General features: G+C 58.9%; 25 protein-coding genes. 9 read left to right on the plus strand and 16 right to left on the minus strand.

The genetic code is table 11. From position 1 onward, the window contains the following. The first annotated feature begins 204 nt into the window (after positions 1–204). The 4 genes from TRL7639_RS01840 to TRL7639_RS01855 all read left to right on the plus strand — a co-directional run bounded on the left by TRL7639_RS01840 (position 205) and on the right by TRL7639_RS01855 (position 4,689). Positions 205–1,221 carry an amino acid ABC transporter substrate-binding protein gene (locus TRL7639_RS01840; protein ID WP_085796208.1) on the plus strand — a complete coding sequence of 339 codons (1,017 nt, stop codon included), beginning with the start codon at positions 205–207 and terminating at the stop codon, positions 1,219–1,221. Between the two features lie 129 nt (positions 1,222–1,350). Next, positions 1,351–2,583, plus strand: a complete 1,233-nt coding sequence (locus tag TRL7639_RS01845) for an amino acid ABC transporter permease (RefSeq protein WP_085794104.1) — start codon at positions 1,351–1,353, stop codon at positions 2,581–2,583. Between the two features lie 3 nt (positions 2,584–2,586). Further along, positions 2,587–3,885: an amino acid ABC transporter permease gene (locus TRL7639_RS01850; RefSeq protein WP_085794105.1), complete on the plus strand. Its 1,299-nt coding sequence runs from the start codon at positions 2,587–2,589 to the stop codon at positions 3,883–3,885. A 12-nt stretch (positions 3,886–3,897) separates the two neighbouring features. Then, positions 3,898–4,689, plus strand: a complete 792-nt coding sequence (locus TRL7639_RS01855) for an amino acid ABC transporter ATP-binding protein (RefSeq protein WP_085794106.1) — start codon at positions 3,898–3,900, stop codon at positions 4,687–4,689. Positions 4,690–4,737: 48 nt separating this feature from the next. On the opposite strand, the gene TRL7639_RS01860 is transcribed toward TRL7639_RS01855, so the two are convergent. From TRL7639_RS01860 to TRL7639_RS01925, 13 genes are all read right to left on the minus strand, one after another. Beyond that, complete coding sequence (locus TRL7639_RS01860; RefSeq protein WP_085794107.1) at positions 4,738–5,235, minus strand: SixA phosphatase family protein; 498 nt, start codon at positions 5,233–5,235, stop codon at positions 4,738–4,740. Then, positions 5,232–5,915 (minus strand): ferredoxin, encoded by a 684-nt coding sequence (locus tag TRL7639_RS01865; RefSeq protein WP_085794108.1) that lies wholly within the window; start codon positions 5,913–5,915, stop codon positions 5,232–5,234. The genes TRL7639_RS01860 and TRL7639_RS01865 overlap by 4 nt, the downstream gene beginning before the upstream one ends. Continuing rightward, complete coding sequence (locus TRL7639_RS01870; RefSeq protein WP_085794109.1) at positions 5,882–6,676, minus strand: sterol desaturase family protein; 795 nt, start codon at positions 6,674–6,676, stop codon at positions 5,882–5,884. Before TRL7639_RS01870 ends, TRL7639_RS01865 begins: the two co-directional genes overlap by 34 nt. A 57-nt stretch (positions 6,677–6,733) precedes the next feature. After that, on the minus strand, positions 6,734–7,597 hold the full coding sequence (gene argB, locus TRL7639_RS01875; protein ID WP_085794110.1) for an acetylglutamate kinase: 864 nt from the start codon (positions 7,595–7,597) through the stop codon (positions 6,734–6,736). A gap of 114 nt (positions 7,598–7,711) precedes the next feature. Continuing rightward, positions 7,712–7,924: a hypothetical protein gene (locus TRL7639_RS01880; RefSeq protein ID WP_085794111.1), complete on the minus strand. Its 213-nt coding sequence runs from the start codon at positions 7,922–7,924 to the stop codon at positions 7,712–7,714. Between the two features lie 63 nt (positions 7,925–7,987). Further along, on the minus strand, positions 7,988–8,200 hold the full coding sequence (locus TRL7639_RS01885) for a hypothetical protein (protein WP_085794112.1): 213 nt from the start codon (positions 8,198–8,200) through the stop codon (positions 7,988–7,990). A 234-nt stretch (positions 8,201–8,434) separates the two neighbouring features. After that, positions 8,435–9,088 carry a ribosome biogenesis GTP-binding protein YihA/YsxC gene (gene yihA / locus TRL7639_RS01895; protein WP_085794113.1) on the minus strand — a complete coding sequence of 218 codons (654 nt, stop codon included), beginning with the start codon at positions 9,086–9,088 and terminating at the stop codon, positions 8,435–8,437. Then, positions 9,085–9,825: an MOSC domain-containing protein gene (locus TRL7639_RS01900; RefSeq protein ID WP_085794114.1), complete on the minus strand. Its 741-nt coding sequence runs from the start codon at positions 9,823–9,825 to the stop codon at positions 9,085–9,087. Before TRL7639_RS01900 ends, yihA begins: the two co-directional genes overlap by 4 nt. Then, positions 9,822–11,642, minus strand: coding sequence for a membrane protein insertase YidC (gene yidC / locus TRL7639_RS01905; RefSeq protein WP_085794115.1), 1,821 nt, complete (start codon positions 11,640–11,642; stop codon positions 9,822–9,824). Before yidC ends, TRL7639_RS01900 begins: the two co-directional genes overlap by 4 nt. Positions 11,643–11,768: 126 nt before the next feature. Further along, positions 11,769–13,310: a putative bifunctional diguanylate cyclase/phosphodiesterase gene (locus TRL7639_RS01910; RefSeq protein WP_085794116.1), complete on the minus strand. Its 1,542-nt coding sequence runs from the start codon at positions 13,308–13,310 to the stop codon at positions 11,769–11,771. A gap of 75 nt (positions 13,311–13,385) precedes the next feature. Beyond that, complete coding sequence (gene ttcA / locus TRL7639_RS01915) at positions 13,386–14,255, minus strand: tRNA 2-thiocytidine(32) synthetase TtcA (RefSeq protein WP_085794117.1); 870 nt, start codon at positions 14,253–14,255, stop codon at positions 13,386–13,388. A gap of 160 nt (positions 14,256–14,415) precedes the next feature. Beyond that, a complete protein-coding gene (gene yidD / locus TRL7639_RS01920) occupies positions 14,416–14,685 on the minus strand; it encodes a membrane protein insertion efficiency factor YidD (protein ID WP_085796209.1) in 270 nt (89 codons plus the stop codon). Positions 14,686–14,871: 186 nt separating this feature from the next. Beyond that, positions 14,872–15,357 carry a MarR family winged helix-turn-helix transcriptional regulator gene (locus TRL7639_RS01925; protein WP_207559623.1) on the minus strand — a complete coding sequence of 162 codons (486 nt, stop codon included), beginning with the start codon at positions 15,355–15,357 and terminating at the stop codon, positions 14,872–14,874. A 60-nt stretch (positions 15,358–15,417) separates the two neighbouring features. Here TRL7639_RS01925 and TRL7639_RS01930 point away from each other — a divergent pair, with 60 nt between their 5' ends. Together TRL7639_RS01930 and TRL7639_RS01935 are read left to right on the plus strand one after the other, a co-directional pair. Further along, positions 15,418–15,858: a hypothetical protein gene (locus TRL7639_RS01930; RefSeq protein ID WP_165759721.1), complete on the plus strand. Its 441-nt coding sequence runs from the start codon at positions 15,418–15,420 to the stop codon at positions 15,856–15,858. A gap of 214 nt (positions 15,859–16,072) precedes the next feature. Continuing rightward, positions 16,073–17,476 (plus strand): MATE family efflux transporter, encoded by a 1,404-nt coding sequence (locus TRL7639_RS01935; protein ID WP_235820229.1) that lies wholly within the window; start codon positions 16,073–16,075, stop codon positions 17,474–17,476. Positions 17,477–17,512: 36 nt separating this feature from the next. Here TRL7639_RS01935 and TRL7639_RS23250 read toward each other — a convergent pair whose 3' ends face one another. The 3 genes from TRL7639_RS23250 to rpmH all read right to left on the minus strand — a co-directional run bounded on the left by TRL7639_RS23250 (position 17,513) and on the right by rpmH (position 20,016). Next, complete coding sequence (locus tag TRL7639_RS23250; protein WP_085794120.1) at positions 17,513–19,114, minus strand: YARHG domain-containing protein; 1,602 nt, start codon at positions 19,112–19,114, stop codon at positions 17,513–17,515. A gap of 319 nt (positions 19,115–19,433) precedes the next feature. Beyond that, positions 19,434–19,856: a ribonuclease P protein component gene (gene rnpA / locus TRL7639_RS01945; RefSeq protein WP_085794121.1), complete on the minus strand. Its 423-nt coding sequence runs from the start codon at positions 19,854–19,856 to the stop codon at positions 19,434–19,436. A 25-nt stretch (positions 19,857–19,881) separates the two neighbouring features. Beyond that, positions 19,882–20,016, minus strand: a complete 135-nt coding sequence (rpmH, locus tag TRL7639_RS01950) for a 50S ribosomal protein L34 (protein WP_005980833.1) — start codon at positions 20,014–20,016, stop codon at positions 19,882–19,884. Between the two features lie 315 nt (positions 20,017–20,331). Between rpmH and TRL7639_RS01955 the strand changes: the two genes are divergently transcribed. The 3 genes from TRL7639_RS01955 to TRL7639_RS01965 are packed head-to-tail and all read left to right on the plus strand — an operon-like array spanning position 20,332 to position 23,887. After that, entirely contained in the window at positions 20,332–21,063 is a 732-nt protein-coding gene (locus TRL7639_RS01955; RefSeq protein ID WP_085796211.1) for a TVP38/TMEM64 family protein, read from the plus strand. Between the two features lie 3 nt (positions 21,064–21,066). Then, positions 21,067–22,485: a dihydrolipoyl dehydrogenase family protein gene (locus tag TRL7639_RS01960; RefSeq protein ID WP_085794122.1), complete on the plus strand. Its 1,419-nt coding sequence runs from the start codon at positions 21,067–21,069 to the stop codon at positions 22,483–22,485. Between the two features lie 16 nt (positions 22,486–22,501). Further along, complete coding sequence (locus tag TRL7639_RS01965) at positions 22,502–23,887, plus strand: sensor histidine kinase (RefSeq protein ID WP_085794123.1); 1,386 nt, start codon at positions 22,502–22,504, stop codon at positions 23,885–23,887. Positions 23,888–23,906: the final 19 nt, after the last annotated feature.

Here is a 23,906-nt window from a genome sequence, read left to right on the forward strand (position 1 = left end):
GCATCACAGCTGAATCAGGTGACCCAGGGTAAACCGGACCTGTCAGATCATTGATTTCTATGATCCTACCCTTGACGTTTTGTGATGATTGCGCCCAAACTTGGCCCCACTAAAGGGGAGATCCCTTTTTGGTAAACGTTCCGGCAAAAACTCATGCCGGTCGAACCGCTCCACAAAGGGGTGGAAAATCAGGAAGAGGTAAAAATGAAAAAAACCGTATTTTTGGGCGCGTTCACCGTCGCCGGTCTGGCAGCAGCAGCTGCAGCAGCGGGCACGATGGATGACGTCAAGGCACGCGGCAAGCTGAACTGTGGTGTGACCACAGGTCTGGTTGGCTTTGCGGCGCCGGATGCAAATGGGGAATGGAAAGGTTTTGACGTGGCTGTGTGCCGCGCCGTTGCGGCCGCTGTTCTGGGTGATGCCAGCGCAGTCGAGTTCGTGCCGACCACCGGTAAGACACGCTTTACTGCGTTGGCTTCGGGTGAGATCGACATGCTGGCTCGTAACACCACATGGACCTTCTCGCGCGACGTTGACCTGAAGTTCGAATTCACCGGCGTGAACTATTACGACGGTCAGGGCTTCATGGTTCCCAAGGAACTGGGCGTTTCGTCGGCCAAGGAACTGGACGGCGCGACCGTCTGCATCCAGACCGGCACCACCACCGAGCTGAACCTGGCGGATTTCTTCCGCTCGAACAACATCAGCTACGAGCCGGTTCCGATCGAAACAAACGCCGAAGCGCAGCAGCAGTACCTGGCTGGCGCCTGTGACGTCTACACCACCGACGCCTCGGGTCTGGCCGCGACACGTGCGACCTTCGAGAACCCCGGTGACCACGTTCTGCTGCCCGAGATCATCTCGAAAGAGCCTCTGGGTCCGCTGGTTCGTCACGGCGACCACGAGTGGGGCGACGTTGTTCGCTGGACTCTGAACGCGCTGATCTCGGCCGAAGAGCTGGGCATCACCTCGGCCAACATCGGCGAGATGTCGGCAGGCACCAACAACCCGGAAATCAACCGTATCCTGGGCACCGAAGGTACCCTGGGCGAGATGCTGGGTCTGGACGCTGAATGGTCCAAGCGCGCCATCGCAGCCGGTGGCAACTATGGTGAGATCTTTGCTCAGAACATCGGCGAAGAAACCCCGATCGGTCTGGCACGCGGCCTGAACGCTCAGTGGACCGAAGGCGGCCTGCTGTACTCGCCGCCGTTCCGCTAATACGCCAAACGAAAGGGCGCGAGAATTCTCGCGCCCTCTTCGTATCCACTATAACGCTGCGGACTGTTGCGGAGCGGGGTCAACCCCGACGGGACCAACGGTAACCGCAAGCCACGGGGACCCCACAACATGTCAACTTTGACCGACCCACCTAATGCTGGTTTTCGGTTGTCCATGCTATTCAACGATACCCGGTATCGTTCACTGACATTCCAGGTGATTGCAGCCATCGTATTGGCGCTGTGCATCTGGTATCTGGGCAACAATCTTATCCAGAACCTGCGCGCCGCAGGTCTGAACATTTCCTACAGTTTCCTCGGCGATCCCGCCGGATATGACATCAACCAGCGTCTGGTTGAGTACGATAGCCAATCTTCGCACGCCCGCGCCGCACTTGTTGGTGTTCTCAACACGCTGCTGGTTGCCTTTTTGGCCTGTATAACTGCGACCGTCTTTGGCGTGATCGCTGGTGTTCTGCGCCTGTCCAACAACTGGCTGGTGTCCAAGTTGATGGCTGTTTACGTTGAGATCTTCCGGAATATTCCCGTGCTGATCTGGATCATCATCATCTTCACGATCATGACGGCGGTGATGCCTGGGCCGCGCGCATTCCGTGGCGACAATGCGACCTCCAGCATGGTTCTGGACCTATTTGCATTCACCAACCGCGGCGTCTATGTCCCGATGCCCTGGTTTGAAAGCGGGCTCTTTGCCTCTGCATTCATGAACTGGATGGCGGTTCTTGCGGGACTGGTTGCATCGTGGTTCGTGTCGGGCCGTGTCACCAACTGGGCCAACCTCAAGCAGGAAGAAACGGGCGAACGCCCAAAAACCTTGCTGATTAAGCTGGCGATCTGGTTTGTTCCCTTTGCTCTGCTGATGCTCATCATGGGGTTGAGCTGGGAAGTGCCTGCGCTCAAGGGGTTCAACTTTAAAGGTGGAATCAAGATCGGCGGTCCGCTGATTGCTTTGTGGTTCGCTTTGTCGATCTACACCGGTGCCTTCATCGCGGAGAATGTCCGCGCAGGTATTCAGGCGATCTCGAAAGGTCAGACCGAAGCTGCGGCCGCCCTTGGCTTGCGCCAGGGTCGGATTATGAACCTGGTCGTACTGCCTCAGGCCCTGCGGGTGATCATCCCGCCGTTGATTTCGCAGTATCTGAACATCACCAAAAACTCATCACTGGCGATTGCGGTGGGGTATGCGGACATCACGGCGACCTTGGGCGGCATCACGCTGAACCAGACGGGTCGCGCGATCGAATGCGTCCTGCTGTTGATGCTGTTCTATCTGACGGCATCGCTGACGATCTCGACGGTGATGAACATCTACAACTCCTCCGTCAAGCTGAAGGAGCGCTGAGCCATGGCTGATCAAACAACCAACTCCATCGCTTTTGTGGCTGACGGGAACATCCCTGAATCGCCACCACCGGCGAACGAAACAGGTGTGGTCAAATGGCTGCGCGATAACCTGTTCTCGAACGTCACAAACTCGGTCCTGACCATCGTTTCGCTCTACGTGATCTACCTGCTGCTCGCCAGCACGATGCCGTGGATGTTGAACGGTGTCTGGAATGCGTCCTCCCTGGCGGAATGTCGTGAGATCCTGGCCGGAAAATCGGGCGCCTGTTTTGCAGTTCTGACGGAACGCTGGCATCAGCTCCTTTATGGGTTCAAGTACCCCGCTGACGCCTATTGGCGACCGAACGTAGCCTTTGTGCTGCTGCTTGTGGCCATTGCACCGGTTCTGTTCTTTGACCTGCCGCGCAAGCTTTTGCTGTTCACCGCTGTATACCCCTTCCTGGCCTTCTGGTTGATCTGGGGGGGAACCATCCTGGCACCGTTGGTGGCTCTGGTTGGTTTCGTAGCAGCTGCTTATGTGTTCCAAACCTTCGGCCGCAGCAGTTTTGCCGTGGGGTTCTTTGGCGCAGTTGCCGCAGCTTTTGCTGTCTGGCTGATCGGCGGGGCTCTGATCCCCGAGGGCGCATCGGAAAACGCGATGCTTTCGGCCGTTCCAAGCCGGGACCTTGGCGGTTACATGCTGAACATGATGCTGGGCGTGACATGTGTGTCGCTGTCCCTGCCTCTGGGCATCGTGCTGGCCCTGGGTCGTCAGTCGAGCATGCCGCTGATCAAGTGGATCTGTGTCATCTTCATCGAGTTCGTGCGCGGCGTGCCTCTGATCACGCTGCTGTTCGTGGCTTCGGTGATGCTGGCGTACTTCTTCCCGCCGGAAAGCACGGTCGACCTGTTCCTGCGTGTGGTGATCATGATCACCATGTTCTCGGCAGCCTATATCGCCGAGGTGATCCGTGGTGGTCTCGCAGCCTTGCCCCGTGGGCAGTATGAGGCCGCAGACAGCCTTGGTCTGGACTACCCGCAGGCCATGCGACTGATCATCCTGCCGCAGGCAATGAAGATCTCGATCCCGGGCATCGTGAACGTGGCTGTGGGGCTGTTCAAGGACACCACACTGGTTTCGGTCATCTCGATGTTCGATCTGGTCGGCATGATCCGTGGTCCCATCCTGGCGTCTACCGAATGGAACGGCGTCTACTGGGAGCTTTTGGGCTTTGCCGCACTTGTCTTCTTTGTCGTCTGCTACGGCATCTCTCAATACTCACAGTGGCTCGAGCGTCGTCTCGCCACCGACCACCATTAAGGAGTTCAAACTATGTCTGAACTTATGTCTGACCGCGAAATCGATCGCTCGAAAATGCAGGTGAGCGACGAGGTCGCCATCGAGATCAACAACATGAACAAGTGGTACGGGTCCTTTCACGTGCTGCGCGACATCAACCTAACCGTCAATCAGGGCGAGCGGATTGTTATCGCGGGCCCGTCGGGTTCGGGCAAGTCCACCCTGATCCGCTGCCTCAATGCGCTGGAGGAACACCAGCAGGGCAAGATCGTGGTGGATGGTACCGAACTGTCGAATGACCTCAAAAACATCGACAAGATCCGGTCCGAAGTTGGGATGGTGTTCCAGCACTTCAACCTGTTTCCGCATCTGACGATCCTGGAAAACTGCACGCTGGCCCCGATCTGGGTGCGCAAAACGCCCAAGAAAGAGGCCGAAGAGCGCGCGATGCATTTCCTGGAAAAGGTCAAGATCCCCGAGCAGGCGGACAAGTATCCAGGCATGCTTTCGGGTGGTCAGCAGCAGCGTGTGGCGATTGCCCGCTCGCTTTGCATGATGCCGCGGATCATGCTGTTTGATGAGCCGACGTCTGCGTTGGACCCTGAGATGATCAAAGAGGTGCTCGACACCATGATCGAGCTGGCCGAAGAAGGCATGACCATGCTCTGCGTGACACACGAGATGGGTTTTGCCCGTCAGGTGGCGAACCGCGTGATCTTTATGGATGCCGGCCAGATCGTGGAACAAAACGAGCCCGAAGAGTTCTTCAACAACCCACAATCGGACCGGACCAAGCTGTTCCTCAGCCAGATTTTGGGTCACTGAGGTCGGGTCAATCAGAACGCGAAAGGGCGGGGATTTCCCCGCCCTTTTTTATTCCAGCAACTGACGTGGCAGGATGAAGTCCTGCACCAGCCCACTGTGCCAATCGACCTCGTCCCATTTGGGGGCACTAAAGGTGATCACTGTGGTGGCGCAGGTCGGATAGTCATGGAACCGCTCGGCATGCGGCGGTGCCTGTACAATCTGGCTCGCAAACTCGGCCATGCCAGGGTTGTGCCCAAGCAATAGCACGGTTTGCCCGGTTGCATGGTTCAACTCGTTCAGGATCTGCTGAGCAGAGGCATGATACAAGTCATCGGTAAAGGTGGTCGAGCGCGCGGTCAGCGCCATACGTTGATACGTCTCGCGCGTGCGTTGCGACGACGAACTGAGCACCTGATCCGGCAGCAACCCCTGTTTCTTGAGCCAGATCCCCATGGCCTCGGCCGAGGCGCGACCCCTTTTGTTCAGAGGGCGAGCATGGTCCGGCAGACCCGGATCGCCCCAGCTTGATTTTGCGTGTCGCGTCAGGATCAAGGTCAAGGTCATGATGGGTGAAAGGCTTTCATATGGTGAGCGGTTTGGGCTTGGCTGCGTCCGGCCCCGACGCTGACCGGGCAGGCCAGGCGGGTGGCGCAACCTTGGGTTAGACAGCTTTTTCCGTCCGCTGTGTTCAGGTAGGCGTGGCAACTGTCGACGTCATAAAACGACTGAGCGTTCAAGGCGCCGACCGGACAGGCCGTTGTGCAGGGTGCGGGGCAGTCGATGCAAGGGGACAGGTCAGTTGGCGCTGGAATGTCAAACTCCTGCTCGAAATGCAAAGCCCCCCGGAATGAGATCAACATGCCCACCGTGTCATGAATCAGGGCGCCCACAGGGCTGGAAAAGGTGCGTCCAGATTTCAACGCCCAATCGATGAAGGGCGTGTAGGGCGGGCCGCCAAAGGGAAAATAGGCCGTCCCTGTCAGATCCTGCGCCAGCCCCTGAACGATGCGTGTCGACCATCTGTCGATGGGGTGGGGTTGCTTGTCCAGCCACTCGGGTGAGGTTTCGAACGTGCCCCAGAACTCCGACCCTGTGCCAAGCAGGATCAGCGTGCCCCCATTGAGTTGCTTAGCCCCGCTCACGCGCGGGTGTTGCGCGCCCATGACAATCAGACCGACATCCTGCACAGCCGCTTCAACTTGGGCATAGGTTACTTGCGCTGAAAGGGGAGCACCAGGCTCCATTTCAGGTGCGCGGGGCGGTCGTCCTGCCATTCCAATCCCACCGTCATCTGGTCATGCCCTTGCTCTGGCTGCGCGACATAGGTGCCAAACATACGGTCCCAGATCGACAGGGCGAACCCATAGTTGCTGTCATGTTCATGCCGGTGCACCGAATGATGAACCCGGTGCATATCCGGCGTTACCAGAACCCTACGCAGGACAGCATCCAGAGCAAGAGGAACTTTCAGGTTTGAATGATTGAACAGCGCCGTGCCATTGAGCAGAATTTCAAAGATCAGCACGGCCAAGGCACTTGGCCCGAGCAGATAGACCACCCCAATCTTCAACAGCATCGACAGGGCGATCTCGATGGGATGAAAACGCACCGCGGTGGTCACATCCATGTCCCGGTCGGCATGATGAACCCGGTGCAGGCGCCAGAGCAGAGGTACCTTATGGGTGATCAGATGCTGCGCCCAAATCGCCAGGTCCAGGAGCAGTACACAGATGACCAGTTCCAACCAAATGGGCCAGTTCAAGGCGTTGAACAGCCCCCAGCCCTGTGCCTGAGCATCCAGCGCTGCGCCAATCGCCAAGAGAGGCAACAGAGCGGTCATCAGGCGAAGGGTCAGGGTGTTCAGGATCGTGATGCCCAGATTGGTCTGCCAGCGATCTAGGCGCGACAAGGCGCGCGACCTGCGCGGCAGCAGGGCTTCGGCCAGGGCGAAACCAGCGAACAAGCCTACAAAGATGGCAAAGCGGATGGGGATATCATTCTCCATCCGTTCATATTCATCTGACGTTATGTGTTGTGCAACCCAGAACGCGACACGTTTGCGTCAGTTGGGGCGTATCATCGAGCCTGCACCGTGATCGGTGAAGAGTTCCAGCAAGACACAGTTCTGCACCCGACCATCAACGATGGTGCAGGCTCTGACCCCGTTGCGCACGGCGTCCAGTGCGGTTTCGGTCTTGGGGATCATGCCACCGGCGATGACGCCGCTTGTGGTCATGGCTTCGACATCTGCTGCCTTAAGCTCGGTGACTACATCGCCTGCAGCATTCTTCACGCCGGCCACATCGGTCAGCAGGAGCAACCGGTCGGCCTGCAGGGCCGAGGCGATGGCACCGGCAGCTGTGTCACCGTTGATGTTGAAGGTCTCACCACCCCGACCGGCACCCAGGGGGGCGATGACCGGGATCACGTCCTTTTCAAACAGATCATGCAGGATTTTGGGGTTCATCTGCGATGGCGTGCCGACAAACCCAAGCGAGGCGTCGGTTTGATCACAGGTGATCAGGTTGGCATCCTTGCCTGACAGGCCAACGGCTGTGCCACCCTGCGCATTGATTGCCTGAACAATGCGCTTGTTCACAACACCGGACAACACCATTTCGACTACTTCGACGGTGGCGGCATCGGTAACGCGCTTGCCGTTCACGAACTCGGACTGGATGTCCAGTTTCTTCAACATTGCGTTGATCATAGGACCACCGCCGTGGACGATCACCGGGTTCACACCGACTTGCTGCATCAGCACGATATCGCGGGCAAAACTCTCCATCGCCTCGTCGCTGCCCATGGCATGCCCGCCCAGCTTGATGACGACAATCGCTCCGTCATAGCGTTGCAGGTATGGTAAGGCACTGCTGAGAGTGGCGGCGGTCGCAATCCAATCGCGGTTCATGTTCTGCTTCTTCATCGTCCAGGTCCCTTTGGGCACCCGTGTTAGGGCGTTTGACAACATAAGCCAAGATACGATTGCCCTAAGTGAGCCCGCCACGGAGGTGACACACCGCCGCGACAGGGTTTGAGGTCAGCTAAGTGCGGGTTTCATAGCTGGCATGTTGTCCAGGATTAGCAGGGGCAAATGGATATTTTCGACCAGATCATACCAACCTTCGCGCCGTTCCCATGCGTCTAGCACAGCGCCGGTGTAGGGGGGCACAGCAACCATCTGTTTACCAATCTCGGCCTTGATGCGGAACACAGCGGTCAAGGTGTCGGATTTTGGTCCGATCCATTCCACAACGGCGCCGGGGATATGATTGGTCGCGATTTTGGCCGGTTCGGATGCAGGCAGGGCAACCTCTCAACGGTCGGCAGCGATTTTTTCGCCGTCGCGACCGTCGTATTGCGTGATGAACATCATCACCCGGTCGGTGATGGCCAGAATGATCAGGAACGGGATGACAAAGAGGCCCGCGTAAAAGTGCCATCGACAAGCGGACAGGTAGAACTCTGGCGCACAGCCATCAGGGGGGTGGGTATCACCCATGGATGTGGTGTTGGTGTTCAACGCCATTGAAGTCTTCATATCGGAACGGGCTGTGCGCCGGGGGCACAGGCTGATGTGTGTTTTGGTTGTTCTCGAGAGGTTAGGAGAGTGCAGGCGGTCCGCGCGCATCACAGCGCCAGTGGAACCCGGCCGAACGATGCGTGAATTCGGCACGGCCCCAACGGGCCTGAGCCGGGAAGATCAGGGGAAATGGTCCGGTAGAGGCAAGTTAAATCGCGGTATCTGCAACCTTGGCAAAGATCATTCCAGGGTCGCTATCACCGATCGTAAGGTCGAGATGCCATCGCCTTTTTCAGACGAGGTCAGGATGATCTCGGGGAAGGCGGCGGGGTGTTTGGACAACGCACCGCGTACCTGCGCCAGAATGCGCTCGCGGTCCTTGGCCTTGACCTTGTCGGTCTTGGTCAGGACGCATTGAAAGGTCACGGCGCTGGTGTCCAGCAGCTTCATGATCTCATCATCCACCGGTTTGACGCCGTGACGTGCATCGATCAGCACAAAGGCACGGCGCAGGGTCTGACGCCCGCTGAGGTATTGCTTCAGCAGCCGTTGCCATTTCTCGACAACCGGCAGGGGGGCGTTGGCATAGCCATAGCCCGGTAAGTCGACCAAATAGAGCTCGGGTCCTTGAGTGAAATAGTTGATCTCTTGCGTGCGGCCGGGGGTGTTGGATGCGCGCGCCAGACCCTTGGTTCCGGTCAGCGCATTGATCAGGCTGGATTTGCCCACGTTCGAACGACCGGCAAAACACACCTCTATCCGGTCTGCAGGGGGCAGGCCGGACATGGCGACGACGCCTTTGACGAACTCGGATTGCCCAGCAAAGAGCTTGCGGCCGCGCTCGATGGTGGCGGTGTCCGGGGTTTCAACCTCGGGGAACGGAAGTTGGGTCATAGCAGAGTTACCTTGTCTCCGACGGACAGTTGGCCGCCTTGGATCACTTCGGCCTGGACGCTGAAATCCTGATGGCCCCAATGCGACAATGCGCCCAAAGTATCAGCGTCGCGAATGCCAGTGTCAGGGTTCGCTGTGGTGGCCAGGCAGCGGGTCGTGGGTTCAATAACGCGGAACACGGCCTCGCCGATTTGAACCTCACGTCCGACCCAGTCGAGTTCTTGCCATTCGGGCACCTGATCGAACCAGACATTGCCGCGCCAACGATGAATGGACAGGTCCTGCCCTATTTGACGCTCGACCGCGCGGTGCGAGGCCATGTTGCACAGGGTCACGGATGGGAAATCGGCATCTGTCATGCCGCGTCCGGACACCCGCACAAGCCGGGCAGAAGCCGCGCGATCGGCAGGCATCAGGGGTTTCACCCAGTCCAGGAATGTTTGCGTGTCACTCGCTGGATCGAACTCCAGGTCGGGGCAATCGGGATGCGACAGGATGATCCGCCCGCTGTCCATCAGCTTGCAGGTCACAGCCATAAGTTGCGGTGCCTTTGCTCCGCGACTGAAGTTGGCGCAAGGCACCCATTCAGAGCCATCGGCCTTGGACTGTTCATGGGCAACCGCCCAAATGCGATCCCCGGGCATGGTCTGCCCGGGGGTAAATGTTGCCTGCTGCACTGCCTCTCGGCCGTGGCTCTTTATTGGATGCCGCCAGAGGCTGGTGACGAAACCGGTCATTTTTGATCCGGTTTCGGTGACTTCTTGAACGAAGATTTGATGTTGCCGAAGACATCGGGCTTATAGCCCTGGCTGCGCATGATCAGATACTGCTGCGTGAACGTGATCGTGTTGTTCGCAATCCAGTAGACCACAAGACCGCTGGCAAAGCTGCCCAGCATGAACATGAACACCCAAGGCATCCAGGCAAAGATCATCTGCTGGGTTGGGTCGGTGGGCGCGGGGTTCAGTTTCTGTTGCAGCCACATCGAGATACCCAACAGCAGTGGCAGGATACCGATGAAGACCAGCGCCATGATCGATTCCGGTGCAGGACCGCCCCAAGGCAACCAACCAAAACCGTTCAGGATTGAGGTTGGGTCAGGCGCGCTGAGGTCTTGGAACGGGCCAAACCAGGGCGCTTGACGCAGTTCGATGGTGACAAAGATCACCTTGTAGAGCGAGAAGAAGATCGGGATCTGCAACAGGATCGGCAGACAGCCCGCGGCCGGGTTCACCTTCTCCTTCTTGTAAAGCTCCATCATGCCTTGCTGCATCTTCTGGCGGTCGTCGCCAGCGGCCTCTTTCAAGGCCTCCATCTGCGGCTGCAGCTCTTTCATCTTCGCCATCGAGACATAGGACTTATAGGCCAGTGGGAAGAGGATGGCCTTGATGATCAGAGTGAGGCCAACGATTGACCAACCCATGTTTCCGATCAACTTGTTGATCTCGTGCAGCAGCCAGAAGATCGGCTTGGTCAGGAAGAAGAACCAGCCCCAGTCGATGCTGTCGATGTAACCTTCGATGCCGGTGCGCTCGTAGTTGCGAATGGTTTCCCATTCCTTGGCGCCCGCAAACAGACGGGTCGAAACGGCGGCGGTTTCACCATCTGCAATGGTCATCGTCGGTAGGACTGTTTCAGCCTGATAGATCTTGCGGCGGTCATCATATTTGGCCGCTGCCTTGAACTTACTGCCGGGCTCCGGGATCAACGTCGTCATCCAATAGTGGTCGGTAAAGCCGATCCAGCCGTTTTCCTGAACCTGGAATACCTCGGCCTGCGCGCCTTCGTTCGGGTCGACGTCAAAGTCACGCACGTTTTTGTACGAAATCTCGGCCAGGGTGCCATCGGTCATGCCGACAACGCCTTCATGCAGGATGAAAAAGCCTTTGAGCCCCGGCAGATCGGCATCCTCACCCGCGCCGTGACGTGCCAGAATGCCATAGGGTGCCATGCTTGCGGCAGCGCCAGAATTGTTGCTGACTGATTGGGTGACCGAGAACATGTAGTTGTCGTCGACCGAGATTTCGCGGCGGAAAGTCAGGCCATTGGGGCTCTGCCATGCCAGCGTGATCGGGGTGTCGACCGTCAAGGTGGTCCCTTTTTCGAGGGTCCAGTTGGTGTTGGCACCGGGAACATCATCACCCGAAACACCCGAGCCGGGCGCCCAACCATAAAGAGCATAGTACGCCGATTCCGAACCCAGCGGGTAAAGAACCTTTTCGATCGGCGCATCGGGCTCGATCGAAACGCGATAATCCTTCAGCGAGAGGTCGTCGATACGACCGCCTTTGAGTGAAACGCTACCGGTCAGGCGCGGGGTGTCGATATCGATCCGAGGCGCTTCGGCGGCGTCTTCGGCGGCAGCTTCAACTGGGCCCGTGGTTGTCGCGTCTGCGGCAGACGGCGCTGTGGCAACAGAACTCTCGGTTGCTGTGATAGTCGCGTCCTCGGTCGGGGTGCTGGGCTCTGGTGGCGGGAACAGCACGAACCAAACCAGGATCACGAGAAAACTAAGCGCGGTTGCGAGGATGAGATTCTTGTTCTGATCGTCCATCGGGGACAGCCACCTTGTGCGTTATGAGACAAGGGAGGGTTCAACAGAGTGCAGGTCCAAAGGTCAAGCGGAATCACGTCGCATCTGGGTCGAAAACAGGTTGAAACGCGGCAATGTGAGCCTGATTCAGCCTGTTTCGCGTCCAATGCGTGGAGCGTCCTGCAGTTTCGCCTGATGAGCGGCAATCCAGTCCAGCGTCTGATCGAAGGGCATGGGTTTGCCGATGCCGAAGCCCTGAACATGATCACATCCAAGCTGCGCTAGAAGCGCATGTTCACCGACTGTCTCGACCCCTTCCGCCAGAGTTTCCAACTCCAACCGTTCTGCCATTGTCAGGATCGCACCAATGAGGCGCTGTTGTTCGGGGTCGCGGTCGGCCTTCATGACAAAGGACCGATCGATCTTGATCCGTGTGATGGCAAAGCGACGGATGGATGCAATGGACGCATGACCCGTGCCAAAGTCATCCAAGTCGATGCGGCACCCCAAGGCCCCCAATCCAGCAACATTTCGAGTTATGATGTCATCGGGTGTGTTGCTGAACACAGTTTCGAGGATTTCAACCGACAAACGGTCCGGGGTCAGATCGAACCGATCCAACTCCCACCGGATTTTTTCCACGAGTTCCGGGTTCCGCAACTCGTCCGAAGCAAAGTTGACGCCAACCCTGGGAACATCAACACCAGCGCCATCCCACGCCTTGAGGGCGGTCAACGCATGATAAAGCATTACTTGACCCAAACGTTCGAGAAGACCGACATCTTCGATCATGGGAAGAAACTTGTCCGGCGTCAGGACGCCGCGGACTGGATGTGTCCAGCGTGCCAGTGCCTCAAAACCTGTTACAAGCCCGGTGTCTGTCGAGATTTGCGGCTGATACCAGGGTTGAATTTGACCGTTCTCCAGCGCGTTGATCAGTTCCGAGCGTAGGTCGTTGTCCAGCGCAGTTCGTTTCTGCATGTCGGGCGAAAAAGCGCGGATCGTCGACGGGCCACAAGCTTTTGCTTCGAGTAGGGCGACTTTGGCGGCATCCAGCCATTCTTTGGCGTTCGAGCCAGGTGCGCGAGATTGCTGACAGAACCCGATTGAGCAGGATACATAAATAGATGTCCCTTCTACGGATATCGGATCTTCGATCGCACTTTGTATGCGACCAGCAAGCTGTATGCAAAGTTCCAGATCAAGCTGTGGAACTGGCGAGAGGCAAACCGCAAAGGTGCCGTCGTCAAGGCGTGCAATGGTGTCTTGATCCCTCACCGCAGACAGGACCCTTTCACCGCTGCGCTGCATGACAAGATCGTAAGTGGATTGCCCGAATCTGTTCGAAAGATCTTTGAACTCATCAATTTCGATAAGGAAGTTCGCAGACTTGAGCCCTGTGGAATGGGTGTCAGTGTAGGTTTCTTCAACGGTTCGAACAAATTCGTCGCGAAGGACCAGGCCCGTTAGGTGGTCGCGGCGGCGGAAGGTTTCGGCGGGCCATTTACCTAAAGCACCTGCAAATGCGAACATGAGAGGTAAAGCGAGGGATGCGAACATCAATGCAGCCTCGCCGCCGAGCCAAAACGCTCCAAGTGTTAACGCAGGCAGAAATGCCAGAATCGGAGGGCCCATCAATATTGGCAGCACCCGAGATCGGAGCTGGATAATATACTGAAAAATCCGCATTTTACTGGTTGGGCCTTTCGCTGAGGGACCATTTGCACGCAAGTGGAACCCTAGGAAACCAAACTGACCCAGACGTTAACGGAGGGCGGGAATTTCGTTGGAATTTTCGGAAATTTTTTCTTCTGTCCGCATCAGACCCGCAAAATCAAACAGCTTGGGGTCGAGCAGATGCGAGGGGCGCGCGTTCATCAGAGCGCGGAACATGACCTGGCGACGACCGGGAGAGTTTGCCTCCCATCCATCAAGGATCTGCTTTACCTGCTGGCGCTGCAAACCGTCCTGACTGCCACAGAGGTCACAGGGTATGATGGGATAACTCATCGCGGTGGCGAACTTCTCGCAATCGGCCTCGGCCACATGCGCGAGCGGACGATAGACAAACAGATCCCCCTCTTCATTCACCAGCTTGGGCGGCATTGTCGCCAGACGCCCGCCGTGGAAGAGGTTCATGAAAAACGTCTCGAGGATATCGTCGCGGTGATGCCCCAGCACCACGGCCGAACACCCCTCTTCCCGCGCAATTCTGTAGAGATTTCCGCGCCTTAGTCGCGAGCAGAGCGCACAGAAGGTCCGGCCCTGAGGCACCTTGTCCATGACGACGGAATAGGTGTCCTGATACTCGATCCGATGCGGAACACCCATTTTCTCAAGGAATTCGGGCAGAACAGTCGCGGGAAATCCGGGCTGTCCCTGATCCAGATTGCAGGCCAGAATCTCGACCGGCAGCAACCCGCGCCACTGCAACTCATGCAGCACAGCCAGCAGCGTGTAACTGTCCTTGCCGCCCGACAGACAGACCAGCCAGCGCGCGCCGCGTTCGATCATGCCGTATTGTTCAATGGCCTCGCGCGTATAGCGGACGATCCGCTTGCGAAGCTTCTTGAACTCGGTGGTCGAGGGCGCCCCGGCAAAGAGCGCATGAATATCGGTGTCATTGTCCAGCATGGCCGGGGCTTACCCGAGTCGCGTGAACCGGGCAAGGCCCGTGCGTTGCGGTAACACACTTGGGCAACGTGTGATCCGTTACCCCCCCCTGATTCTACCCTGTGACATGCGTGCACCATGCGTGCACAGGGCGTGCACCGACGATGCAGCTCTTGGGCCGTTAATCTTTGCCGCAACACCCGCAGGAGCGGGCGTCCGTCTCAGATGTGGAACCCGGCACGGGATCATAGCCGCTGCTGCCCCAGGGATGACACCGCCCGATGCGCCGCGCGGCCAAAAGGCTGCCCTTGATCGCGCCGTGCTTCTCCAACGCCTCCATCGCATAGGCCGAGCAGGTCGGCTGATAGCGACAGTTGAAACCCACCCAGGGGCTGAAGATCAGCCGATAGGCCCGCACGGGCAGGGCAACGATATGGGCAAACGGGGTCATGGGTGGGAACATAGGGAGGAATGTGGGGCGGGGGAAGGTGGGGTGATTGTTGTCGTACGCCGAAAATTGTCGGTAAAAGATTCACTTTGCGAAATCCTACGACCGTTCCTCATCCGACTTCTGTGCACAAAACTGCAAAAGACCAGTTCGAGCCCAGAGTGAAGGATAATGCGATCTAGACCAAGGTCAGCTTCCTTTCTTGCGATTCTCAAGTGAATTGCTAAGCCGTTCCAATAGTTCCGCAAGTTTGACACGATCATGCTCTGGCAAAACGTCTGCAAAAAGCTCGGTGTTTGTTGCGACCAATTGATCGATGATCTCTTCAACCAGGTCAGCCCCTTTGACCGTGAGCCGGACGAGAGTGCTGCGGGCATCTTCTGGGTTGGGTAAGCGTTCTACTAGCCCTTTTTCAGTCAAACCTCTGAGCATTTTAGCCATACCGCTAGAGCTGGCTTGTGTTGCTGAGTAAAGTTCTGTTGGGCTCATTACGAAATCTTCTTTCGTGAAACGCAGCGCGCGCAGAACCAGAAATTGGGTCCATGACACCCCATAACTTGCGGCCACCCTGCTATCGCTGTCCCAGACGAAGTTTCGGCTTCGAAAAAGACCAGCGACAATGCGGGTTGTCGTGTTTGGTGTGATAGACCAAGCCCGTGTTTTGTTCTTCCCCAACATCCCTGTCCTTCAAGCGGTTGTTAGACAAAATGCCAAATTCGACTTGCCAACAACAGGTTGAAAATTTATCTCTCTAGAGAGATAAGGGAGTTGGATAACATGACACAGCGTAAACACGGTTTGATCGTTCGAGGGCTTCTGGGGCTGCTTTCCGTCGTGATGCTGCTTTTCACATTGCCCGCCTACATGGACACGGCAAACAATCCAGGACTGGCCAACCTTACGGGAGAGGTTGCGTCCTTGGGCTCTGTCGCAGGCGCTTTTCTGGCGCGACAGCTCGGCCTTGTTCTGATCGCTCTTTACGGCGCCGTGAAGGGTACGACGCAACCCGTGCTTATTGGCGCATTCGGAATTGCGTTTCTCAACCTGCACGATGCGGTGTTCCTTACGGTTTTCGGAAACTTCGGCCCTGGTGCGATTGCTGGTCTCATACTTGGTGTTTTGTCTGTCGTCGTCATTGTCCTGGCATGGCGGGAATCTGCGCGCACCAACTCATAACCGTAAGTCTCTGTGAGACAGGTATCTCTGACTGGTCCCGATGGATCCTGCCGTCAAACAGCAGCGAGTTGCGCAGCCGCAGTTGACTAAAGCAAAGTCCTCAAAGTGGACGTGCGCTCGAAGGGGGGCAGGGTCGGTTTGGTAGCCGTCATTGTTCAAGCCTCACTGTTCTGGGCATAGTGCCGGAGAACAAGGGTTTGGGGATCGCAGGATCATGGCAGAGCAGACGGACAAGCAGGCGGTGTTCCTGACGGGCGGGTTGATGCGGCATGTGGTGCGGATGTCGCTCACCACGAGCGTCGGCCTGATGGCGATCTTCGCGGTCGATTTCGTCGACATGATCTTTATCTCGATGCTGGGCAACAATGCGTTGGCGGCGGCCGTTGGCTATGCCGGGACGCTGTTGTTTTTCACCAATGCGCTCAACATCGGGTTGTCGATTGCCGCCGGTGCGCTGGTCGCGCGTGAGTTGGGCGCGGGGCGGGCCGAGCAGGCGCGCAACTATGCGGCCAGTGTCGCGGTCTGGGGTGTGCTGGGTGGCATCGTCGTCTCGGGTCTGGTGCTGTGGAACGTGCGGGTGTTGCTGGCGCTTTTGGGGGCCGAGGGCGAGGTTCAGGATCTGGCGGTGCGCTATGTCTCGATCATCTTGCCGACGATGTGGGTAATGGCGGCGGCGATGACCAGCATGGCGGTGTTGCGGGCTCATGGGGATGCGCGTCGGTCGATGATGGCGACGATCTATGGCGGGCTGGTGAATGCGGTGCTGGACCCGGTGCTGATTTTTGCGGTTGGTTTGGGGCTGGAGGGGGCTGCTGTGGCCTCGGTCCTGGCGCGGATCACGATGCTGGTGGTGGCCTTTCTGCCTGCGTTGCGGGTGCATCGGGGGTTTGCGCGGCCGTCGGTGGGGCAGGTGGTGCAGGATTTCGGAGCGGTGCGGGGAATTGCGGTGCCTGCGATCCTGACCAATGTTGCGACGCCTCTGGGCAATGCGATTGTGGTGCGAGAGATGGGGCAGTACGGCACGGATGCGGTGGCGGGGATGGCCGTCATAGGGCGGCTGATGCCGGTGGCGTTTTCGGTGATCTTTGCGCTGTCGGGGGCGATTGGTCCGATCATCGGCCAGAACTTTGGCGCCGAGCGGTTTGACCGGGTGCGGGCTGCGTTCATCGCCGGGGTTCAGTTTGTCGGTGTCTATGTGCTGTTGATGGCAGGGGTGCTGTTCCTGCTGCGAGCACCGATTGCGGATGTGTTTGATGCGCAGGGCGAGACGCGGGCGCTGATTTATCTGTTTTGCGGGCCTTTGGCGCTCATGTCGTTTTTCAATGGGGTCATTTTCGTGACCAATGCGAGTTTCAACAACCTGGGCCATCCGGTGTATTCGACCTGGATCAATTGGGGGCGTCACACGGTTGGAACCTGGGTCTTTGTGATGATCGGTTCGTCACTGGCCGGAGCACAGGGCGTGCTTTTGGGGCAGGCTTTCGGTGGGGTCATCTTCGCCGCGATTGCCTGGCTGCTGGTTGGGCGGGTTGTTGCGAACCTGTCCAAACCAGCCAAGGCCGAGCCGTTTTCGGAACAAAAACGCCTGCATTCCCTGTTTGGGCGGCGCGGGTGGTGAGGCCCTGCGCCACGCCAAGGGTTCAGGGGCAGGACCCTAGCGGCAGCCCAGCTCTTTTTCGGCGGATTTGATCTGGTTCATCTGTGCGGTTTCGCCGGCGGACAGTTGGGGGGATTTGGTGTGGCAGCCTTCGTTGCCAAAAACCTCTTGCCCGCGTTTGCCGCCAAAGCAATAGCCGTTGCGGTGAAAGATCAGGTTCCGTTGAAACCACAGCGAGTCGCAGGTTGTTTCCGGGACTGCGGCGGGGGTCGTGGTCTGGATCGGGATCGAGGCTGTGCGGGGGCGTGTTTCGGCGTCGCGCGGCGCGAGGCGGGGCAGGTCCTTGAGCCAAACGGCCATGGAGTAGGTGATCAGCCAGGGATAGCTGTGGAGGCGGGCCTCTTCGGTGGAGGCGTGGTGTTGCCAATAGGCGTGGGGGCTGTTGGTGTGCTTGGGTGCAGGTTCGGAATGGTCGGACTGCGGGTATTGCGGGGCAACCATGATTTCGACCGGCAAGGTGTTGCGGCCTGCGTCCCAGGCGTTGCGCAGGTTGGCGAGCGTGACGGTTTTGCCGACCTCGTCGTAGCTGTCGAAGCGGACGAGGCAGTCTTGGGCGTAATAAGGCCCGCCGCCGGGGAAGCCTTTGGCAACGCCGTAGATTAGGTTGTCTTGGGTCTCGATCAGAACATCCTGGGAATAGCGGATCTGCTCATAGTCGCGGGGGGCCTCCATCAGGTCGATGAATTCCCGCAGGATCTCGGGTAGGGGGGCCAGGGGGTGGCGTTTCCAGCCGGAGCCGAAGGCCCAATCGAAGAGCCCGTCATCGAGAATGAAGGCGTTGCTGCAGATCGTGTGGATGAGTTGGCGGTCGAGGGTGGCGCGGACCTCAACCCCGGTGACGGCGACATCCCCGAGCAGGGCGTCGCCGACGGTGTCGATGTAATACATGTCCTGCGGCGGGGTCTCGAGCATTCGGGTGAAGAGATAGGGCGTCATAAAGGCCTGCCCGTCGGTGTCGCGGCGGTGGGAAAAGTCAAAGACCTTGGCCGCGATGCGGACTGCGCGGGCGTAGGCGTTTTCGACCTGTTCCTTTGGGAAGGGGCCGTCGTTGCCCATGACGATGCGGGGGGCGTGAAAGCCCAAGCGCGCGGTGGGTTCGATGCTGCGGCTGACGATACGGTCGATGCTTTCGCCTTCGAAATAGTAGTTTCCGGCCAGAAACAGCATGGTGCAGGCCGATGCGCAGGTGTCGCCGCTCAGCACGCGGGTTTCCAGGCCCGAGTCCATGGTTTCGAGGAAATCGACGATGGCGAGCGCCTCGTTCAGGTCGCCACCAGGGCTGGAAAGGCAGAGGACCGCGTCGTCGTTGAACCCGTCGTAGATGGTGCCGTATTCGGGGTGATCTTGATACCCGAAGAGCGTTTTGAACTGATCCAGATCGCCATCTTCGATCTGACCGTCGAAGAGTAGATCGCAGGCCTTGTGTTTCGGTTCGGGGTGGGTGTCGAGCGTCAACGGCGCAACGTGGTCCGGCAAGGGGCGGCCATCGGTGGGCAGGACGTAGAGGTCAGCGGCCAGTGCGGGGGCTGCTCCGCCCAGGGTCATTACACAGATGAGAGGGGCGAAAAGCTGGCCAAAGATGCCGTGCCGGTTGATCACGATGGGGTCCGTCCTGTCTTGATGTCTGCCACGTCGCCGAGATCGCCACAGTGGCGCGCGTGGGGCAAGCCACTGTAGGTACGTCGAAAAACGGGCGTTGCAGTTCTGAAACACTCGGCGCTCACAGGTCGAGTGCGAACAATTGCGCGTTTTGACGACGGTGTGGAGACACGCAACAGAGCGTGAATGCGCATTCTTGGCAAAGGCGTCGGGAAACGTCCGGGAGGACGCGCGGTTCAAGATCTGTCTGGCCTATGCCAACACGTGTTGTCCCAACATCCCGCACACCAATGTTGATGGGGTGGTGGGTAAATGAGTGTCACTTGTGCAGTTTGCGCAGGGCGTATTCCAGATCGCTGATCAAAAGCGGGAAGGGGCGGGCGATGGTGTCGGTCTTTTTGCCGATCAGCACATAATCCCAGCCGGGTTTGCCTTTGTCGAGCAGGACGGCGCGGGCGGCTTCGCGCAGGCGGCGTTTGGCCCGGTTGCGCGCCACGGCGTTGCCGACCTTTTTAGAGCAGGTGAAGCCGATGCGGATGCCCTCTGCCTCGCCCTCGGGTCGTTTGCGGGCCTGAACCAGCATCGAGGACGTACCCTGCTTGCGGGCGCGGGCAGCTTTGAGGAAGTCGGCGCGTTTGGCCAGAACCTGCATCTGTCCGCTGGTCTTTGGACAAACGGAAACCGCCGGGGGCCTCATCCCTTGGCTGCTTGAGCCATTCACGGGGGCCTCCGGCGGTGTCATGTTCAGCTGAACAGTGTCGGTGAGCTTATGCGCTCAGCGACTTGCGACCGCGTGCGCGGCGTGCGTTCAGGATCTTGCGGCCGGCTTTGGTGGCCATGCGCGCGCGGAAACCGTGGCGGCGTTTGCGAACCAGGTTCGAAGGCTGATAGGTGCGTTTCATCGCTCCGTCTCCAATCTATTAATATCGGTCGGGTGCGGTGCAGATTCGCCCGCCCGGTGTATTCGAAGCCCGTCCTTTACGGGTGAAAGGCAGGCAAGTCAAACCCCTGTCCGGGGAATTCCGCGCCTTTTGCAACAAAATTTGGGTGGGCGCCAGAGGTTTGGTTTCAGTTTTGCCGTTTTCCGCGACATTCTCTCACGAAACGGGGCGTTGTGATCAACGGCGCGTGAGGTGACTGTTGTCCGGGCGCCAAGGGTCGCATGTTGGGGGCAGACAAGCGAACTGACACACATGCCACAACCGCCGGACCAGAAGATGACTGACACGACCCGTGCCGCCAAGGGCGGATTGAGCCGCCACATACCGCTGCTGGTGATTCTCGCCGTGGCGGTGGTGGGGTTCTTCACCCTGCGCGATTACCTGAGTTTCGAGACGCTGCGGGACAACCGCGAGGCGTTGTTGGCGTATCGAGATGCCTATTATGGGACCTTGGCGGCGATCTTTGTGGCGGCTTACGTGGTGATCGTGGCCTTTTCCCTGCCCGGTGCGGCGGTGGCGTCGATGACGGGCGGGTTCCTGTTTGGGCTGGCTGTAGGCACGGGGTTGAACGTTGTGTCGGCCACCGTCGGGGCCTCGGCCATCTTCTGGGCGGCACGTTTGGGGCTGGGCAATGCGTTGACGGCCAAGCTGGAAACATCCGAGGGGACCATCCGCAAGCTGAAGGACGGGCTGCGCGAGAATGAGATTTCGGTTCTGTTCCTGCTGCGGTTGGTGCCTGCGGTGCCGTTTTTTGTGGCCAATCTGGTGCCCGCGCTGGTGGGGGTGAAGTTTTCAAACTATCTGTTCACCACCGCTTTGGGGATCATCCCGGGAGCCATCGTGTTCACCTGGATCGGTGTGGGCCTGGGCGGTGTGTTTGATCGTGGCGAAACGCCGGATCTGTCGTTGCTTTGGGAGCCGTTTGTGATCGGGCCGATTGTGGGGCTGTGCGTCCTGGCGGCCCTGCCGATTGTGATCAAAGCCCTGCGTGGCAAGAAAGAGATGTAAGCCGTGAAAGAGATCAAGACAGATATTCTGGTCATCGGGGCCGGATCGGGTGGGCTGTCGGTGTCTGCCGGGGCTAGCCAGATGGGTGCAGATGTGACCCTGCTGGAGGGGCACAAGATGGGCGGCGATTGCCTGAACTTTGGCTGCGTGCCGTCCAAAGCGCTGATCGCGAGCGGCAAGGCGGCCCATACTCAGGCGCATGCGGCCAAATATGGCGTGGCCGATGTGGTGCCCGGTGTCGACTATGCGGCCGCCAAGGATCACGTTCATGATGTGATTGCGCAGATCGCTCCGGTGGACAGCCAAGAGCGGTTCGAGGGCTTTGGCGTGCGCGTCATTCGGGAGTATGGCGAATTTGTCTCTGCCACGCAGGTGAAGGCGGGCGATCATCTGATCACCGCGCGACGGGTGGTGATCGCCACCGGCTCGTCCCCTTTGGTGCCGCCGATCCCGGGGCTGGACGGCGTGCCGTTCGAGACCAACGAGACGATCTTTGATCTGCGTGAGAAACCCGAACATCTGTTGATCGTGGGCGGTGGCCCCATCGGGATGGAGATGGCGCAGGCGCATGTTCGCCTTGGCTGCAAGGTCACGGTGATCGAAGGCGCAAAAGCCTTGGGCAAGGATGATCCCGAAGCAGCCGCCGTGGTGCTGGATGCGCTGCGGGCCGAGGGCATCGAAATTGCCGAGGATGCGCTGGCCGCGCAGATCCGGGGTGAGGCGGGCGCGATTGAGATCGCAACGCAGGATGGCCGTATCTTCAAGGGCTCGCATTTGCTGATGGCGGTGGGGCGCAAGGCCAATATCGACAAGCTGAACCTAGAGGCCGCAGGGATCGAGACGACGCGCACGGGTATCAAGGTCGATGACAGCCTGCGCACCACCAACCGCAAGGTTTATGCCATTGGTGACGTCGCAGGCGGGCTGCAGTTTACCCATGTGGCGGGTTATCAGGCGGGGGTCATCATCCGTTCGGCCCTGTTTGGGTTGCCCGCCAAGGCCAAGACCAGTCACATCCCCTGGGCGACCTATACCGACCCTGAGCTGTCTCAGGTCGGGTGGACCGAGGCGCAAGCGCGCGAACAGCACGGGGGCAAGGTCGAGGTGGCGCGGTTTGATTATCACCACAACGACCGGGCCATTGCCGAACGCAAAACCGCTGGCTTCATCAAGGTGATGGTGGTCAAGGGGCGGCCCGTGGGGGTCACCATCGTCGGCCATCAGGCAGGCGAATTGATCAACTTGTGGTCGCTGGTTCTGGCCAATAACCTGAAGATGGGGCAGGTTGCCGCCATGGTTTCGCCCTATCCAACGATTGGCGAGGTTAACAAACGCGCGGCGGGGGCCTATTTCACGCCCAGGCTGTTTGAGAATCAAACAGTTAAACGAGTGGTCAGGTTCGTCCAGCGGTGGATCCCCTGACCGGGAAAGGACCTTGATGCTGAACTCGCTTTCGGGCCGGTTTCTGATCCTGACGACGGTCTTCGTGATGTTGGCCGAAGTCTTAATCTTTGTGCCGTCGATTGCGCGCTTTCGCGAGGATTATCTGCTGAACCGGCTGGAGCGGGCGCAGATCGCCTCGCTTGCGCTGTTGGCTGATGACATGCTTGAGGCCAAGCTTGAGGCCGAGTTGCTGGAAAACGCGGGCGTGTTCAACGTGGTGCTGCGGCGCGACGAGGTGCGGCAGTTGATGTTGTCATCGCCGATTCCAAGTGCCATCAGCGAGACCTATGATTTGCGCATGGCGGGGCCGATGGTGTTGATCAAGGATGCGACTGCGCGCCTGTTCAACCCGGACGATCAGATCATCCGGGTGATTGGCGCGCCCGTGCGAGAGGCCGGGTTGCTGATCGAGGTGACGATGGAAACCGGGCCATTGCGGTCGGCGATGATCGACTATGGCCTGCGGGTTCTGGCGCTGTCCGCCGTGATTTCGATCATCACAGCGTTCTTGCTGTTTCTGGCGGTGCGTGTGGTTCTGGTGCGCCCGATCAAGGGTGTGGTGGACACGATGCAGCGTTACGCACTGGCGCCCGAGGACGCGCGGGGCGTGATTCAGCCCAACGCAGGCGTGACCGAGCTGCGCGAGGCGGAAGAGGCGTTGCTGATGCTGCAGACCGAGCTGACGCAGGCGTTGAAACAACGCGAGCGTTTGGCGCAACTGGGTGGCGCGGTGGCCAAGGTGAGCCATGATCTGCGCAATATCCTGACCTCGGCACAACTGTTCACAGACCGGATCGAGGGCAGCGAAGACCCGCTGGTGCGGCGGATGGCGCCCAAGCTGGTGAATTCGATCACGCGGGCGGTAAGCCTGTGTGAGGGCACGCTGGCCTTTGGGCGGGCGGAAGAGCCGGCGCCCACGCTGACGATGGTGCCGCTGGCCGGGGTCATCGACGATGTTGTCGCCAGCGAGCGGCTGGCGGTCGCGGATGCCTGCGTGCAGATCACCAATGAAATCCCCGAGGATCTGGTGGTGCGCGCCGATCCCGAGCAAATGTTCCGGGTGGTGATGAACCTGGTGCGCAACGCGCGTCAGGCACTGGTGGCGTCGAACAAACCGGGCCAGATCACGGTGACAGCGGGCGAGCGGGATGACAGCTGGTGGATCGAGGTGCGCGACACCGGCCCCGGCCTGCCGCCTAAGGCGCAAGAGAATCTGTTTACCCCGTTCCAGGGCGGCGTGCGCAAGGGCGGCACGGGTCTTGGCCTGGCAATTTCCGAGGAATTGGTGCGTGGGCATGGCGGAACCCTGATGCTCAAGCACACCGGACCCGAGGGAACGGCGTTTGAAATATGCCTTCCGCGGGGCGATGGAACTTTTTGAAATTTTTTTGACGAATCCG

The organism is Falsiruegeria litorea R37, from assembly GCF_900172225.1.
Classification (GTDB): Bacteria; Pseudomonadota; Alphaproteobacteria; order Rhodobacterales; family Rhodobacteraceae; genus Falsiruegeria; species Falsiruegeria litorea.